General features: G+C 66.9%; 13 protein-coding genes. 11 read left to right on the top strand and 2 right to left on the bottom strand.

Going from position 1 to position 15419, the window contains the following annotated elements; genetic code table 11:
• Nucleotides 1-29: 29 nt before the first annotated feature.
• Nucleotides 30-1970, bottom strand: coding sequence for a polysaccharide biosynthesis protein (locus NUW50_RS07695; RefSeq protein WP_258288520.1), 1941 nt, complete (start codon nt 1968-1970; stop codon nt 30-32).
• Nucleotides 1971-2219: 249 nt separating this feature from the next.
• Complete coding sequence (locus NUW50_RS07690; protein ID WP_258288519.1) at nt 2220-2849, bottom strand: sugar transferase; 630 nt, start codon at nt 2847-2849, stop codon at nt 2220-2222.
• A 339-nt stretch (nt 2850-3188) separates the two neighbouring features.
• Here NUW50_RS07690 and deoC point away from each other — a divergent pair, with 339 nt between their 5' ends.
• From deoC to NUW50_RS07635, 11 genes are all read left to right on the top strand, one after another.
• Complete coding sequence (deoC, locus tag NUW50_RS07685) at nt 3189-4142, top strand: deoxyribose-phosphate aldolase (protein WP_258289304.1); 954 nt, start codon at nt 3189-3191, stop codon at nt 4140-4142.
• Between the two features lie 148 nt (nt 4143-4290).
• Nucleotides 4291-6639, top strand: coding sequence for an aldehyde dehydrogenase family protein (locus NUW50_RS07680; protein WP_258288518.1), 2349 nt, complete (start codon nt 4291-4293; stop codon nt 6637-6639).
• Between the two features lie 183 nt (nt 6640-6822).
• Nucleotides 6823-7539 (top strand): L,D-transpeptidase, encoded by a 717-nt coding sequence (locus NUW50_RS07675; RefSeq protein WP_258288517.1) that lies wholly within the window; start codon nt 6823-6825, stop codon nt 7537-7539.
• 157 nt (nt 7540-7696) lie between these two features.
• Complete coding sequence (locus NUW50_RS07670) at nt 7697-8779, top strand: hypothetical protein (RefSeq protein ID WP_258288516.1); 1083 nt, start codon at nt 7697-7699, stop codon at nt 8777-8779.
• A gap of 9 nt (nt 8780-8788) precedes the next feature.
• Entirely contained in the window at nt 8789-9931 is a 1143-nt protein-coding gene (locus NUW50_RS07665; protein ID WP_258288515.1) for a hypothetical protein, read from the top strand.
• Between the two features lie 79 nt (nt 9932-10010).
• On the top strand, nt 10011-11954 hold the full coding sequence (locus NUW50_RS07660; protein WP_258288514.1) for an AAA family ATPase: 1944 nt from the start codon (nt 10011-10013) through the stop codon (nt 11952-11954).
• The gene (locus NUW50_RS07655; RefSeq protein WP_258288513.1) at nt 11951-12289 is read left to right on the top strand and encodes a hypothetical protein; all 339 of its coding nucleotides are present in this window, start codon (nt 11951-11953) and stop codon (nt 12287-12289) included. Before NUW50_RS07660 ends, NUW50_RS07655 begins: the two co-directional genes overlap by 4 nt.
• Before the next feature lie 8 nt (nt 12290-12297).
• Nucleotides 12298-13695 carry a DUF6638 family protein gene (locus NUW50_RS07650; protein WP_258289303.1) on the top strand — a complete coding sequence of 466 codons (1398 nt, stop codon included), beginning with the start codon at nt 12298-12300 and terminating at the stop codon, nt 13693-13695.
• Nucleotides 13696-13974, top strand: coding sequence for a hypothetical protein (locus NUW50_RS07645; RefSeq protein ID WP_258288512.1), 279 nt, complete (start codon nt 13696-13698; stop codon nt 13972-13974).
• Nucleotides 13975-13976: 2 nt separating this feature from the next.
• Nucleotides 13977-14663, top strand: coding sequence for a DUF1523 family protein (locus NUW50_RS07640; protein ID WP_258288511.1), 687 nt, complete (start codon nt 13977-13979; stop codon nt 14661-14663).
• Nucleotides 14664-14691: 28 nt separating this feature from the next.
• The gene (locus NUW50_RS07635) at nt 14692-15405 is read left to right on the top strand and encodes a DUF4336 domain-containing protein (RefSeq protein ID WP_258288510.1); all 714 of its coding nucleotides are present in this window, start codon (nt 14692-14694) and stop codon (nt 15403-15405) included.
• The last annotated feature ends 14 nt before the right edge of the window (nt 15406-15419 follow it).

Below are 15419 nucleotides of genomic sequence, written 5' to 3'. Positions count from 1 at the left end.
GTAAACTTTCCCGGGTTGGTGGCGGCTGGCTATTGGCCGGGCTGCGTCGAAAACACAACTGTGCCGGGGGCCTCGTCGAAGGCATTGTCCCGGATCCAGCGCAGCACCACCTTGCGCGCGGCTTCGGCATCCGACGCGTCCAGCGCCAGTTGCAGATCCCGCAGCATCGTTGCGACCTCGATCTCGGACAGGGACTCCTCCTGGGCCCGCAGGATTTTCGGATGCGGTGTCGTCACCCTGTCGGGTCCGCTCAGCAGTTCCTCGTGCAGCTTCTCGCCGCGGCGCAGGCCGGTGATGACGATCCGGATGTCGCCGTTCGGGTTGTCGTCGCTCTGCACCGTCAGCCCGGCGCCCTCGATCATCTGTTCGGCCAGGCGCCGGATCGGCACCGGCTCTCCCATGTCGAGCACGAAGAGATCGCCGCCGCGGGCGAAGCTGATGGCGGTCAGCACCAGCCGCGCGGCCTCGGGGATCGTCATGAAATAGCGGGTCACGTCGTCATGCGTGACGGTGACCGGCCCGCCGCGCGCAATCTGGTCGTGGAACAGCGGAATGACCGAGCCGGAAGAGCCCAGGACATTGCCGAAACGCACCATGGAGAACCGGGTTTCCGTCGCGCGGGTGGCCAGGTCCTGCACGATCAGTTCGGCCATCCGTTTCGAGGCGCCCATCATGTTCTTCGGCCGCACCGCCTTGTCGGTCGAGACCAGCAGGAAGTTCTCCAGCCCCATGTCGCGCGCGGCCTCGGCGACGACGCGGGTGCCGATGACGTTGTTCTGCAGGCCCGCCAGAGGGTTCTCCTCGACCAGCGGAACATGCTTGTAGGCGGCGGTGTGCAGCACCGTCTGCACGCCGTATTCGGCGATCACCCGGCGCACGGTCCCGGCGTCGGTGACAGAGCCGAGCTGCGCCACGATCTCGGGCGGGGTCCGGTCGTCGATCCCGCGCAGCATGTCGATCCCGCGCAGCTCCCGGTCGATCTGGTAGAGCGCGGGTTCCGAGTTGTCGAACAGCACGATCCGCGCCGGGTTGCAGTCGGCAAGCTGGCGACAGAGTTCCGAACCGATCGAGCCGCCGGCGCCGGTCACCATGACCGACCGCCCGGCGAAGGTATCCCTTGCGCCCGGCAGTTCGTCCTGGATCTGGGCGCGTCCCAGAAGCCCTTCGAGAGAGACCGGCTCGATCCGGCGCAGCAGCTCCTTCTCGCCGGCCAGCTGCGCAAAGGAGGGCACCGCGTGAACATCCACATCGAAGCTCTGCAGCCGCGCCAGCTTCAGCGACAGTTCGCTGCGCGACAGCTGCGGCATCGCCAGCAGCACCCGGTCGATCCGCCGGTTCCGGATCAGCTGGCGCAGATCGCCGGGCCCATAGACCGGCACGCCCGAAATCGTCAGCCCGCGCAGGGCGGGGTTGTCGTCGACGAAGGCCAGCGGGTCGATCGAGTCATGCGTCGACAGCGCGGCGGCAAGCTGTATCCCCGTCGATCCGGCGCCATAGATCAGCACCCGCCGCTGTTCCACCTTGCGCCGGTAGACCCAGAGCAGGGCGTGCAGCATCCCGATCCGGCCCAGCACCGAGATGGTGAACAGGATCAGCCCGTAGGTGTAGAACAGCGAGGCCGGAACCGACGAGGGCCAGACGCGGTCCACCGCCAGGCCGGCGACGGCCATCAGCGATGCAAAGACCGCGGTGCGCAGGATCGCGCTCCAGTCATAGGCGTTCAGCTTGATCTTCGGCAGGCCGAGCCCCCAGGCCAGGCTGCCGCCGATCAGCGTCAGGGCCGGGAACAGCAGCCAGGCGTTGGCAAGATCGGCAGACCCGGGGAGCCGGTTCAGCGACAGCGACAGCGCCTTGAACAGCGACAGGTTGATGACCAGCAGATCCGCCAGCAGCAGCAACATGCGCTTTCGGCGGCGGCTCATGTTCTCGGCCAGATGCCGCAACGAGACGCCGCCGCGGTGATAGCTCATGCGCAGTCGGCGGAGGGCTTTCACATCCGATCTCCCGAACCCGCGTTGCTGCACGTCGCTGCCATATTCGATCCACGTCCCGTGAAATCAGGAAAAACCATTGTCAGGGTCTTGTTTCTTTCGCGCGTCATTCACTTGGCAGGGGGCGCCATCCACGGCAACCGGCAACCCGGATGTGCTAGCAGATTGCGCGTGTTTCCGCTAGATGGCGGGCTCCGGCGCGGCAAGGATCGGCAGGGTCCGCCCGGTCTACCTGCGGCGCGCCCATCGGCCCCGCCGGCCAAGCAGCACGGCGCCGGTGGCCAGGATCATCCGCATGTCCGTGCAAAGCGTCCGGTGGCGCTGATAGATCAGGTCCAGCCTGGCCTTGCGGGGCACGCAGCGGCGGGCATAGATGCGGTCGGTTTCCTCGGCGTCGGTGGCCTGGGCCAGCAGCCGGGCCTCGTGCCGGTGAAACACCAGCGAGGCCAGCCCGGTGACGCCCGGACGGCTCTGCAGCACCCGGGCATAGAGCGCCGGGAACCTCTCGACATATTGCCGGAGCGGCGGACGCGGGCCGACGAACCCCATGTCGCCGCGCAGGATGTTCCACAGCTGCGGCAACTCGTCCAGCCGGGTGGTGCGCAGCCAGCGCCCGCTGCGGGTGATCCGGTCCCGCTTGTCGCCGCCCGAGACTCCCCGGTCCTGCGCGACGCCCCGCATGGTGCGGAACTTCCACAGGGTGAAGCCCCGGGTCGGGCTGCGCATCCTTTCGGCGCCGTAGAGCACCGGGCGCCCGTCCCGCAGAAGGATCAGAACCGCGATCGCGGCCAGCAGCGGCAAGGTCACCACCGCAAGGACCAGCGCCAGTGCCAGGTCGAAGATCCGCTGCGCAGTCACCGGACCGGCTCCGCGGGAACCGCCGCGCCGGTTGGGGCTGGGATGGGCCGGGCCGGGTTCGGCATCAGGGATCTGTCCTTGCGGTCGGGAAGCGCAATTCTTGCCGAAGCGCCGAAAGATGCAAGGCTGGATGCCGGGCCGGTCCCGGCAGGGGGCGGCGGGCGCGTTCGGGGCTTTCGCCGCGCCGACGCCCGGCATAGAATTTTGACCATTCGGTCATGCTTGCGGGAATCGGCCCCGCGTGCGACCGTCCCGACGCTTGCCCGACTGCATGAGGACTTCGAATTGCCCAGCGATGCGCCTGCCGCCAACCGGTCCCACCTTCCGCTTGTCCAGGGTGTGCCCGAGGGCCTGACCCGCAATCCGGGGATGCCGCTGGACCTCGACTGGGTCGCCTCGGTCCAGGCCAATACCTCGGCGATCGAGCGGCGGGCGGCCAGCCTGCCGGGGCGGCGCTCGGTCAAGAAAGAGTATCAGGCGGCCTGGCTGCTGAAGGCGGTGACGCTGATCGACCTGACGACGCTTTCGGGCGACGACACGCCGGGCCGGGTCCGGCGGCTCTGCGCCAAGGCGGTGCATCCGGTGCGGCAGGACATTCTCGACGCGCTCGGGATGCGCCCGATCACCACCGCGGCGGTCTGCGTCTATCACGAGATGGTGCCGACGGCCGTGGCGGCGCTGGAGGGAACCGGGGTTCCCGTCGCCGCTGTCAGCACCGGCTTTCCGGCCGGGCTGTCGCCGCTGCCGTTGCGGATCGCCGAGATCGGCGAAAGCGTGAAGGCCGGGGCCTCCGAGATCGACATCGTGATTTCCCGCCGCCATGTGCTGACCGGCAACTGGCAGGCGCTCTATGACGAGACCCGCGCGATGCGCGAGGCCTGCGGCGAGGCGCATATGAAGACGATCCTGGCGACCGGAGAGTTGCAGACCCTCCGCAATGTCGCCCGCGCCTCGCTGGTCTGCATGATGGCGGGGGCGGATTTCATCAAGACCTCGACCGGGAAAGAGCCGGTGAATGCCACGCTGCCGGTCTCTCTGGTGATGATCCGGGCGATCCGCGACTATCAGGCCCGGACCGGGATCAAGGTCGGCTACAAGCCCGCGGGCGGGATTTCCAAGGCCAAGGACGTGCTGACCTATCTGGCGATGATGAAGGACGAACTGGGCGACCGCTGGCTGCAGCCCGACCTGTTCCGCTTCGGCGCCTCGTCCCTGCTGGGCGATATCGAGCGGCAGCTGGAGCATTTTGTCACCGGGCGCTATTCCTCGGCCAGCCGGCATCCGATGTCATGACCCGCCGCCCGGAATATCCGAAGGGCGGCGCCTGCCTGGGCGGGCGCGAAGCGCCTGCCGGGGGGCAGGCAGGCGCTGCCCGGTCTGCCGACCGGGCGATGCCCTGGCCACCAAGACCGCAGCACGCCACCACTCCGGAGGGCACAGTATGACCGTATCCCAAATCTTCGACTCGATGGACTACGGCCCGGCCCCGGAAAGCGCCGCCGAGGCGCTGGCCTGGCTGGTCGATGGCGGCAGTGCCTTCGGCCATTTCATCGACGGCAGCTTCACCAGGCCCGGCAAGGGGTTCGAGACCCGCAACCCGGCGACCGGCGCGGTGCTGGCCAGGGTCACCCAGGCCACGCAGGCCGATGTGGATGCGGCGGTCAAGGCGGCCCGTGCGGCGCAGCCGAAATGGGCCGGGCTGCCGGGCCATCAGCGGGCGCAGAAACTCTATGCCCTGGCGCGGCTGGTGCAGAAACACGCGCGGCTGTTCGCGGTGCTGGAGACGCTCGACAACGGCAAGCCGATCCGCGAGAGCCGCGACATCGACGTGCCCTTGGTGGCGCGGCACTTCTACTACCACGCCGGCATGGCGCAGCTGATGGAAGAGGAACTGCCCGACCGCGAGCCCCTCGGCGTCTGCGGCCAGATCATCCCCTGGAACTTCCCGCTGCTGATGCTGGCCTGGAAGGTCGCCCCCGCCATCGCGATGGGCAACACGGTGGTGCTGAAGCCGGCCGAATACACCTCGCTGACGGCGCTGCTGTTCGGCCAGATCTGCCAGGAGGCCGGGCTGCCCGCCGGCGTGGTCAACATCGTCACCGGTGACGGCGCGGTGGGCGAGATGATCGTCGGGCATCCCGATATCGACAAGATCGCCTTCACCGGCTCGACCTCGGTCGGCCGCAAAATCCGCGAGGCCACGGCGGGGTCGGGCAAGGCGCTGACGCTCGAACTGGGCGGCAAGTCGCCCTATATCGTCTTCGACGATGCCGATCTCGACAGCGCCGTCGAAGGGCTGGTCGATGCGATCTGGTTCAATCAGGGCCAGGTCTGCTGCGCCGGGTCGCGGCTGCTGGTGCAGGAAGGCGTCGCCGAACGCTTCTACGGGAAGCTGAAACGCCGGATGGACGGTCTCAGGATCGGCGATCCGCTGGACAAATGCATCGACATCGGCGCGGTGGTCGATCCGGTGCAGCTGGAAACGATCACCCGGATGGTGGAGGAAGGCGGCGCCGAGGGTGAGGTCCACCGCTCCGCCGCCCCGCTGCCCGAAGGCTGCTACTACCCGCCGACGCTGATCACCGGCCTGCACCCGGCGGCACGGCTGATGCAGGAGGAAATCTTCGGCCCGGTGCTGGTGGCCACCACCTTCCGCACCCCGGCCGAGGCCGTCGCGCTGGCCAACAACACCCGCTACGGGCTGGCGGCGACGCTCTGGACCGAGAATGTCAATCTGGCGCTGGACGTGGCGCCGAAACTGGCCGCCGGGGTGGTCTGGGTCAACGCGACCAACCTCTTCGACGCGGCGGCGGGTTTTGGCGGGGTCCGCGAAAGCGGCTTTGGCCGCGAAGGCGGCTGGGAAGGGCTGCGGGCCTATACCCGCGCCAGGGGCAAGGCGAAGGCCCTGAAACCCGTGCTGCCCGCGGCGGCGCCGGACAAGCCCCAGGTCGAAGGGATGGACCGCACCGCGAAACTCTATATCGGCGGCAAGCAGGCCCGCCCCGATGGCGGCTACTCGCGCGCCGTCTGGTCGCCCAGGGGCAAGCTGCTGGGCCATGTCGGGCTGGCCAACCGCAAGGACATCCGCAACGCGGTCGAAGCGGCGCAGGCGGCCAAGGGCTGGGCCCGAACCACCGGCCATCTGCGGGCGCAGATCCTCTATTACATCGCCGAGAACCTCTCGGCCCGGGCCGGGGAATTTGCCGGGCGGATCGCTGCGATGACCGGGCAGGGCGGCAAGACGGCCGAGGCCGAGGTGGCCGCGTCGGTCTCGCGTCTCTTCACCTATGCCGCCTGGGCCGACAAATACGACGGCGCCGCAAAGGGCGTGCCGTTGCGCGGCATCGCGCTGGCCATGCACGAGCCGGTCGGTGTCATCGGCGCCTTCTGCCCCGACGAGGCGCCCTTGCTGGGCCTGGTCTCGGTGATCGCGCCGGCGGTGGCGATGGGCAACCGGGTGGTGGCCGTGGCCTCGGGCGCCTGGCCGCTGGCCGCGACCGACTTCTATCAGGTGCTGGAAACCTCGGACCTGCCCGGCGGGGTGGTCAACATCCTCACCGGCTCCGCCACCGAACTGGCGCCGCATCTTGCGGGCCATATGGACGTGGACGCGGTCTGGAGCTTTTCCTCCACCGACCTATCCGGGGTGATCGAGCGCGAGAGCGCCGGAAACCTCAAGCGGACATGGGTCAACAACGGCCGGGCGCGGGACTGGATGCAGCCCGATGCCGGCGCCTTCCTGGCCGCATCGACCGAGGTCAAGACGATCTGGGTGCCCTACGGAGAATAGCGTCCGCGCGCCTTTCCGGCCGCGAAACCGCCGGAATTCTGGAGCGATCGTGACGGACCCGTGAGGCCGGTAATACTTGCCCCGCCCGGATTCCGTGTTAAGCCAAGGCTTTGCAGGATTCGGAATAGTAACAGGTCGATGACAACATCTGCTTCACGTTTTTCGCGCCGCACGGCATTGTTGATGATGGGCGGCTTCGTTTCTGCCTGTGCCGCGAGGCCCGACGACACGGCCCCGCCGACGACCCAGGCATATGACGAAGGCTACGGTCCGCTCGAAGACGGCGAATACGTCCTGCCGCATGTCGATCCGGCCTATACCGCCGGGGTCAACAAGCGTGCCCTGGTCACCTACACGGGCGACGAGGCTGCCGGCAGCATCATCGTCGATCCGTTCGCCAAGTTCCTGTTCTACACGCTCGGCGACGGCACCGCGATGCGCTATCCGATCGCGGTCGGGCGGGAAGGGCGCGGCTTCCGCGGCACCGCCACCGTCAAGCTGAAGAAAAAGTGGCCGGGCTGGATGCCGACCCAGAACATGATCCGCACCGAACCCGAGGTCTATGCCAAATATGCCGCCGGCGTGCCGGGCGGGCTGCGCTCTCCGCTGGGTGCGCGGGCGCTCTATCTCTATCGCGGCAACCGCGACACCTATTACCGGATCCACGGCACCAACGACCTGCCGTCGATCGGGCACAACTCCTCGGCGGGCTGCATCCGGCTGTTCAACCACGACATCATCGATCTCTACGACCGGGTCGAGATTCCGTCGCACGTGCGGGTCCGCACGCTGGACGAGTCGGTCGAGAAGGAAGGTCTGGAAATGGCCCATCGGGGCGACGACATGGCCCCGACCGTGACCGATATCGACACCGGCGCCATCGAGATCGAGAACCTCTGATCGGGCGCCTCTCGCTTAAGCAAACGCGAGTCCCATGCCCCCGGGGCGGCAGAGCCCGCCCCCGAAGCGCCTTGGCGCGGAATTTCCGGTGCAGGCTGGTGACAAACCCGCTAGGATTTCCGACATAGGACAAGGTGATTGACCCAAGGGGACTGAAATGGCCGATCTGGAAGCCCAAATTCGCGAAAGCCAGGAGCAGGTGGCGCAGACGCAGGCGCGAATTTCCGCCGTGACAAGCCGGATTGAAACGGCGCGGGCCAAGCTGGCCAGCGGCGACGATATCTCGGTCGATATCGAGAATGCCTCGCTGGAAGAGGTCCATCGCCACACCGATCTGATGAACGCCAATATCGCCGAACTCATCATGGGGCTCGACGATGTGACCGCCGGCTTCTCGCGCGATTTCGACGAGATGCGCAACAAGACCGGCTGGGAGACCTTCGTCGGGATTTTCAGCAAGGGCAAATCCGAGTCGATGCGGCAGGAACGGATGCGCACCGCCAGCATCGACGACAAGCTGCAGGATCTGATCGGCAAGTCCGACATCATCGTGAAGCTTCTGGAAGGCCAGCTTGCGACGCTGAACGACCAGAAGGCCAGGGTCGAGACCAACCTCACCGCCACGCTGGACGAACGCGAGGCCGTGGTCGGGGAACTGGAAACCCTGCGCGCCGACATCCAGGCCATGGACCCGAAGATCATCGAGCTGGAAAACAAGATCAGCGTCGAACAGGATGCCGCCGCCCGGACCAAGCTGGAAAGCGATCTGGCGGCGCTGAACGCGCAATATAACGAGATGGTCCAGCAAGAGCAGGTCATGCTGGCCAAGAGCCAGACGCTGGAACGCTATATCGAGGCCGGCAAGACCTGGGTGGACAGCCTGCAGAACCAGGCCGCGACCCAGATGGTGCTGATCAACAAGCTTCAGACCGATACCAAGCAGCGGGTGGTGCTCTACGACGCGCTGACCAAGTCGCTGAAGACCGCGCAGCAGCAGGACGTGGCGCACCGGATCAACGAGATCGGGGTCGAGACCGACAAGGAAGCCCAGGCGGCAATGGCGGCCATCGGATCGGCCACCAACACGCGGATGGCCGAGATGCTGGAGGCGCATGAGGATCACATGGTCTTCGCGCGCAAGGTGCTGGAGCAGAAGGCCAAGGCCGACGAACGCTTTGCCCGCCGCTTCCAGGCGATCGTCGAGAAGCACGACAAGAACCTCTACGGTTCGGAGGGCTGATCCGGGCCAATGGCGGAGCCGGGAAACACGGTGGATCTCGAGGCCGACCATGTCGGCCTGACGGACACCTATGCGGTGCGCCGCTATTTCCGCAAGTTCGAGACGATCATCGGCCACATGGGCCGGGTCGCCGACGAAATGCGGGCCGAGGGCAGCCTGTCGCGCTCGGATGTCGAGGTTCTCACGGTCTATGTCAGGGCGCTCTCGGCCACCTTCGGGGCGCTCGGGCACAAGTATCTGCTGACCGGCCGCGATCCCGGCCAGGTCTTCGGCAGCCTGTCGATGGACCGCGTCGAAAGCGGCTTTCCGGTGTTCCGCGAACTGCTGGTCATGGCCAATGACGCCCAGCAGGCCGGGGTGCATCTGTCGGGGATGCCGACGGTGGCCGAGCTGAAGGAGCAGATGATCCACGAGATCCTCTCGGAACAGCAGATCCCGACCAAGCTGCAATTCGCCCTGTCGCAGCGGCTCTACTATCAGGCGCTCTACGACGGCGGGCTGTTCTGGGCGACCAACGACCCGGTGGCGCACTGGATCGGCGATCTGGGCGAGGACCGGCGCCGGTTCATGGTGCATTGGGCGGTCTATGACAGCCAGATCAACCTGCCCACCGTCTACCTGATGGAGGTCGAGGATACCGGCTCCTGGGCGCTGCCCAAGGACACCCGCCGCTGGCCCGAGGCGCAGCGCCATCTGATCGCGCAATCGGTGGCCGGGCTCAAACTGCTGACCATCGCCCAGGGGTTCGACCGGGATTTCGACGACCTGCACCCGAAACGGCTGCGCCGCTTCCATCTCGGGCCGATGTACAGCTCGGCCTACACGCTGCAGACCGGCCCCCTGCGCGAGGTGCTGGAGGACGCGGGGTCGGAAGAGGGGCAGGACTGGGCCCTGGCCTGGACCGTCGAGACCCTGGAAAGCGAAAGGGTGGAGCAGGAGAAGAGCGGCTGGTTCGGCAAGGTCGAGCGGCAGATCTTCGCGCTCGATCCGTTCTCCGGGCGCGGCGTCGATACCGGCGCGACCCGGACCGAACGGGCGATCATCCTGCCGGCCCGACCCTATCAGGTGCTGGCCGAACGCAACCCGCCGGGCTTTCGCGAGGTCCGCAAATTCGTGGTAAGCCCGAAGGGCCGGGTGCTGAGCTACCGATGACCGCCCGCCCGCCCCATATCCGCTTGCCGGCCCGCGGCAGGCACATTTTGAAAAGCATGAATTTCAAGGGAACCGCCGCATGAGCCAGACCTCCGACCAGATGGAACTGCGCGAGGACGACATCCGCGCCCATTACGGCGCCGCCGAGGCGCTGCTGACCGGGTTCGACCACGCGCCGCGGCTGGCCAGCGCCAGGGTGGCGGCGGTGGACGCGCCGGAACGCTCGCCCGGGATCGGCCGGCGGCCGCGGTTCCGCTCGACCACGCCGGGGCTGGTGACGCGCTCGACGGTGCGGCCCGGATCGGTGCGGCTGATCGACCGGATCGCCGAGTCGGATGGCGAGGACGCGCTGACCTCGCCGGTGCAGGCCACCGTGACCCGCAGCCTGCGCCGCGCCCTCTCCATCGCCCTGGCTCTGGGCGACGCGGTGGCGGGGATCACCGGGCTGGCCGAGCTGAAGAAGGAAAACCTCGAAGGCCGCCTGCCGCCGGCCCGGGCGGCGGAATTCTCCGAACTGCTGGCCGCCGAAGCGCTCTCGGTGCTCTATACCTTCGGCAATGCCCTGGCCTTCCTGCTGGCGCCCTCGGCCACCCAGGCGACGGTCGAGATCGGCGGCGTCGACGAGGTGCTGACCGACAACGCCCCGCTGGCGCTGCAGGGCGCGCTCTGGGAGCTCGATCAGGACATCGGCGCCCTGGCCGAAGGCGACGCCCGGCTGGTCGCGGTGGTGCTGGCCTATGCCGAGGCGCTGATGGAAAAGGTCGCCGCCCGGGCCAAGGACGCGCCGCGGATCGGCGCTTTTGCCACCAGCACCTGGCGGGTGGAGGCCGATGACCTGCCGATCGCCGGCTTCACCCCGGCCCGCAAGGCGCGCAGCAGCACCCTGACCATGCAGTTCAAGAAGCCCGAAGAGGTCGTCGGCAACCATATCGCCAAGTATCAGGCGATGAAGCTGGCCAAGATGCTCATGGCCTACGACTTCGAGCGGCGCCTGAACCCCTTTGTCGAGGCCGGCGGCTTCATCTTCACCTTCATGGGCGACGGGGCGCCGGGGACCGGCAAGACCACGCTGATCCAGATGATGGCCGGGCTGATACAGGGTTATTGCGAGGTGGCGGGCTATCCGTTCCGCTACCAGAACTTCTCGATCGACCAGATCGACAGCTACCAGGGCAAGTCGGCGCAGAACGCCAAGGCGTTCATCACGAACGTGCTCGACCCTACGGTGATTGGCTTCGGCACGATCGACGACATCGACCAGATCGCCGGCAAGCGCGGCGACCGGCAAAGCTCGGCCGGGCAGCAGGAGGTCACGGCGGTCTTCATGGAGGCTTTCGCCGGGGCCAATACCGTGGTGCGCGGCAACTGCACCTACGGCATGTTCTCGAACTACCCCGAGAACGTGGACGACGCCCTGCGCCAGCGGGCCGGGGCGCGGTTCCTGGTCGATGGCCCGCAGACCCGCGAGGACTATATCGACATCCTCGCCCTGCTTCTGGGCAAGAACCACGAGATCCCGCTGGGCAATCACAAGCTCTACGCCGCGCAGGAGCTGAAGCGGGCGGTGGCGGACAGTTTCGAGAAACACGGTCGCCCGCAGGAGGACGGCCTGCGAAAGGTCTGGGAACGGACCGAGAAGGACCTCGGCAAGCTCGACACCCTGGCCAAGCTGGGCGCCTATCTGAAACGTATCCAGGAGGCCGACCCGCGCTTCACCGGCCGGGCGATCAAGAACATCACCGATGCGGTCAAGGTCCGGGCGATGGATTTCGAGCTGCCCGACGACTGGATGGAAGACCCGACCGAGTTCCTGCACAAGCCCTACGAGCAGAAGCTGGCGATGCTGAAGGCCATGGCGCAGCCGATCACGGTGGAGATGGTGATCCAGGAGATCAACCGCTACGCCGACAGCGAATTCCGCTATGCCGACAAGTCAGACGAGGTGGCGATCTCCAACGCCGTGCGCGAGATGGAGCGCATGGACGAGGCGCGGCGGCGCTATGCCGCGAAACTGAAGGGATGACCTTCACCCTGACCATCCTGCTGCCGATCGCGGTCTTGGTCGGTGTGGCGGTGCTGCTGCCGCGCTGGATGCAACGCATCACGCCCGAGACGCTGGCCGGGCTGATCCTCAACGGGCTGGCATCCGCCGCGGTGCTGACCGTCCTGGCGACGCTCTGGTTCTTCGGGTCCTATCTCTACAGGGGCGACGTGCTGCTCGACCTCTTCGAAATCGCGCCCGGCAGCACGGTGCTCCATTTCCTCCGCCTCGGGCTGGCCTCGGCGCTGATCTGGGGGCCGGTGCTGGTGCTGGCCGTGGCGGCGGTTCCGAAACGCTGGAAGGAGGCCACCTGGTGAGCGAAGGTCTGGGTCTGCTGATCGAGAAGGGGCTGATGTTCGGCAATCTGGTGCCGGTCACCTCGTCGGCGCTGGTCGAACGCTACAACCGCGCTCTCAAGAAACTGACCGGCCGGCAGACGAAGCTGACCGATTTTCACATCGACCTCTCGGGCTATTCCCCCGAGATCGGCGACGAGCTGGGCGATGACCTCTATCTGAACCAGAACGGCTGCAACCGCGAATTCATCCTGCTGACCACCGATCAGCGCCGGGCTCCGCTGCTGAATGCCAAGTTCTCCGCCTCGCGGCCGATCCTGAAACGCTTCATCGCCGAGAACGAGGCCGAGCTCTTCGCCCTCACCGCCCGCGACGCGGTCTGCGGGGAGTTGACCAACTCGGTCTACGAACTCTCGAAACCCGAACGCCTCTTCGACATCCGCCGGATCAAGGTCGAGGCCGACACCACCGGCAGCCATGTCGCCGAGGCGCAGAAGCTGGCCGGGCTGATCGAGCGGTTCCGCAACGAAGAGGACGCCTGGTGGGACGACGTGCTGATCGCCGAGATGATCGGCCTGGCAAAAAGCACCGGCGACGTGACCCGAAATCCGCTGGCGCTGCGGCCGCTCGTGGTCGATCAGGCCAATTTCTGGACCTCGCATTTCGGCGGGCTCTATGTGTTCCGCGACGTGCCGCATCCGGCGGCGATTTCGATCGGCGCCAAGGACCGGCTCGGCCCGCTGCCGATTGCCGATGTCTATGACCTCGGCCAGCGCAACGAGATCGCGCATTTCCTGGAAGCCAACGATCTGGTCGAACCCATCGTGAAGGCGCGCGGCATCGACGCCGCCGCGATCCTCGGCCAGAAGATGGATTTCATCCTGGTCGAGGCCGGCGCCCAGCTGGGGCTGGATCTCGGCGAGGCGACCCGCGCCGATCTGCGCAACGTGGCGCGGCAGGTGGGATCGGCCCTGCCGGTCGAGTTCCGGGCCCTCGGCGACCTGAAGCGTTGGGCCGAGGCGGGCGGCACCTGGCCCACGATCAGCTCCGAGCATCCGGCCTATTTCTACACCCTGCGGGCCCGCAACCACGCCGACCGCGACCTTGTGAACCAGCTCCTGGCCGAGCTGTCGCCGCTGGACGTGCGGCAGCTGTTCATCTGCCACAAGGAGCTGTTCTACAGCCTCTACAGGCATTGGTCGCCGACCAAGCAGCACTATGTCGCCCGCTTCCTCGAACAGGAGTATCTGACCGACAAGGCCGGCGCGCGCGAGGCGCTGTTCGGCGGGGACGAGCCGATGGCCGACCCGCCGGTCTCGCCCCCCGCGGCGCCGAAACCGCCGGTCTCGCCCTGGGAACGGGCACGCCGCGACAGGGCGCTGATCGATCTCGTCGGCCCCTGGGGCGCCTTGAAGGGAGACAGGTAGATGGCCTTTGTCCGGCTCTTTCTGATCATGGCCGTGGTGCTGGGGGTGATCTACTGGCTGGTCTCGATCTACTCGCGCTCGGTCCGCACCGAACGGCTGGAAAAACGCTGGGACCGCGACCGGCCGCCCGGCATCGACCGCGAAACCTATGTCCGCGAAGGGCTGGAGAAATACGACAACTCCTTTCGCCGCAAGCTGATCGTGCTTATCTTGATCCTGCCGTTCATCGCCGTGTTCGGGGCCATCTATGTAACCAACTACATGCCGGGGTATCGCTGAACATGTGGCGCAAGATCAAATGGGGCATAAGGATCGTCGTCGCGCTGATCCTGGTCGCCTTCTTCCATTACGTCCTGCCGCAGCATGATGTGGTGCGCGTGACCGGGACCGAGGTGATCCGCACCGATTTCACCGCCTTCAACCGGCTGTTCTACGCCCAGGCCGATGCCGGCAATGCCGAAGGCACCACCCGGGACATCCGGCTGATCTACGCGGTGCGCGACGGCGACCGGGTGATCGTCTACCGCAACGAGGATACCGGCACGATCTGGCCGCCCTATTTCAAGTTCGACTCGTCGAACCTGCAGGCCGAGGCGCAGGATCTGCAATCCACCAAGGCCAATCCGCAATGGGTGATCATGACCCATTACGGCTGGCGGATTCCCTTCCTCTCGATCTATCCGAACGCGGTCGGGATCAAGGCGGTGGACGGCCCCGACGTGCGCATCATCCCCTGGTTCAACATCTTCTTCTTCCTGTTCCTCGGCTTCGTCGTCCTCCTGGTCCGGCGCATGATCGCCCAGTTCCGCGAGCGCACGGTGGACCCGATGCTGGAAGACGCGGGCGAGGTCTGGGACAGGGTCGATGATCACGCCGACGCCGCCGCCGACAAGGCGAAAGGCATCTGGGGCGGCTTCACCGCCTGGCTCGGCACCTGGAAGGGCAAGCCACGGGTGCCGCGAAAATAGCGGCCCCGCGCCGCGAAGGGAGGGGGCCATGTCCCTGCTGACGCCGGTTGCGGCCGACATCTGGATCATCGAAGGCGGCATCGTAAATTTCTACGGCTTCCCCTATCCGACCCGCTCGGTGCTTGTCCGGCTGCCCGATGGCGCTCTGTGGGTCTGGTCGCCGGTGGCGCTGAGCCCGGCGCTGAGGGCCGAGGTCGAGACGCTCGGCACGCCCGCCCATCTGGTCAGCCCGAACAGGATTCACCACCTCTATCTGCAGGACTGGAAGACCGCCTTTCCCGGGGCGCGGCTCTGGGGGCCGCTCTCGACGATCCGCAAGCGCTGCGACCTGTCCTTCGAACCGCCGCTGGAAGAGACCAGTCCCGCCGCCTGGCAGGGCGCCTTCGATCAGGTCTGGTTCCGTGGCTCGCGTCTTCTGGACGAGATCGTGTTCCTTCACCGCGCATCCCGCACCGTCATCATCGCCGACATGTCCGAGAATTTCTCGGACCGTTTCCTGCGTGCGCATTGGTCGGGCTGGAAACGGGTCGTCGCGCGGCTCTGGGGCATCGTCGAGGGCAAGGGCTATGCCCCGCTCGAACTGCGCCTGACCTCCTTCGCGCGGGCCTCGCTGCGGGCCTCCCGCGACAGGATGCTGGCCTGGGACCCCCGGCGGGTCATCATGGCGCATGGCGAATGGCAGAGACAGGACGGCCGCCGCTATCTGGAAAGGGCCTTCGCCTGGATCGGCGGGCCGGGCTGAGGCTGCGCCCCGCC

It is taken from the genome of Frigidibacter sp. ROC022, from assembly GCF_024723735.1.
In the GTDB taxonomy this organism is placed as follows: Bacteria; Pseudomonadota; Alphaproteobacteria; order Rhodobacterales; family Rhodobacteraceae; genus SLM-1.
This window is presented reverse-complemented; position numbering and strand designations above follow the sequence as displayed.

Excerpts from the sequence above, each read along its gene's own strand:
- NUW50_RS07695 (WP_258288520.1), bottom strand. The coding sequence starts at position 1,970 with ATGAGCTATCACCGCGGCGGCGTCTCGTTGCGGCATCTGGCCGAGAAC.
- NUW50_RS07680 (WP_258288518.1), top strand. The coding sequence starts at position 4,291 with ATGACCGTATCCCAAATCTTCGACTCGATGGACTACGGCCCGGCCCCG.
- NUW50_RS07675 (WP_258288517.1), top strand. The coding sequence starts at position 6,823 with ATGATGGGCGGCTTCGTTTCTGCCTGTGCCGCGAGGCCCGACGACACG.
- NUW50_RS07670 (WP_258288516.1), top strand. The coding sequence starts at position 7,697 with ATGGCCGATCTGGAAGCCCAAATTCGCGAAAGCCAGGAGCAGGTGGCG.
- NUW50_RS07665 (WP_258288515.1), top strand. The coding sequence starts at position 8,789 with ATGGCGGAGCCGGGAAACACGGTGGATCTCGAGGCCGACCATGTCGGC.
- NUW50_RS07660 (WP_258288514.1), top strand. The coding sequence starts at position 10,011 with ATGAGCCAGACCTCCGACCAGATGGAACTGCGCGAGGACGACATCCGC.
- NUW50_RS07655 (WP_258288513.1), top strand. The coding sequence starts at position 11,951 with ATGACCTTCACCCTGACCATCCTGCTGCCGATCGCGGTCTTGGTCGGT.
- NUW50_RS07645 (WP_258288512.1), top strand. The coding sequence starts at position 13,696 with ATGGCCTTTGTCCGGCTCTTTCTGATCATGGCCGTGGTGCTGGGGGTG.
- NUW50_RS07640 (WP_258288511.1), top strand. The coding sequence starts at position 13,977 with ATGTGGCGCAAGATCAAATGGGGCATAAGGATCGTCGTCGCGCTGATC.
- NUW50_RS07635 (WP_258288510.1), top strand. The coding sequence starts at position 14,692 with ATGTCCCTGCTGACGCCGGTTGCGGCCGACATCTGGATCATCGAAGGC.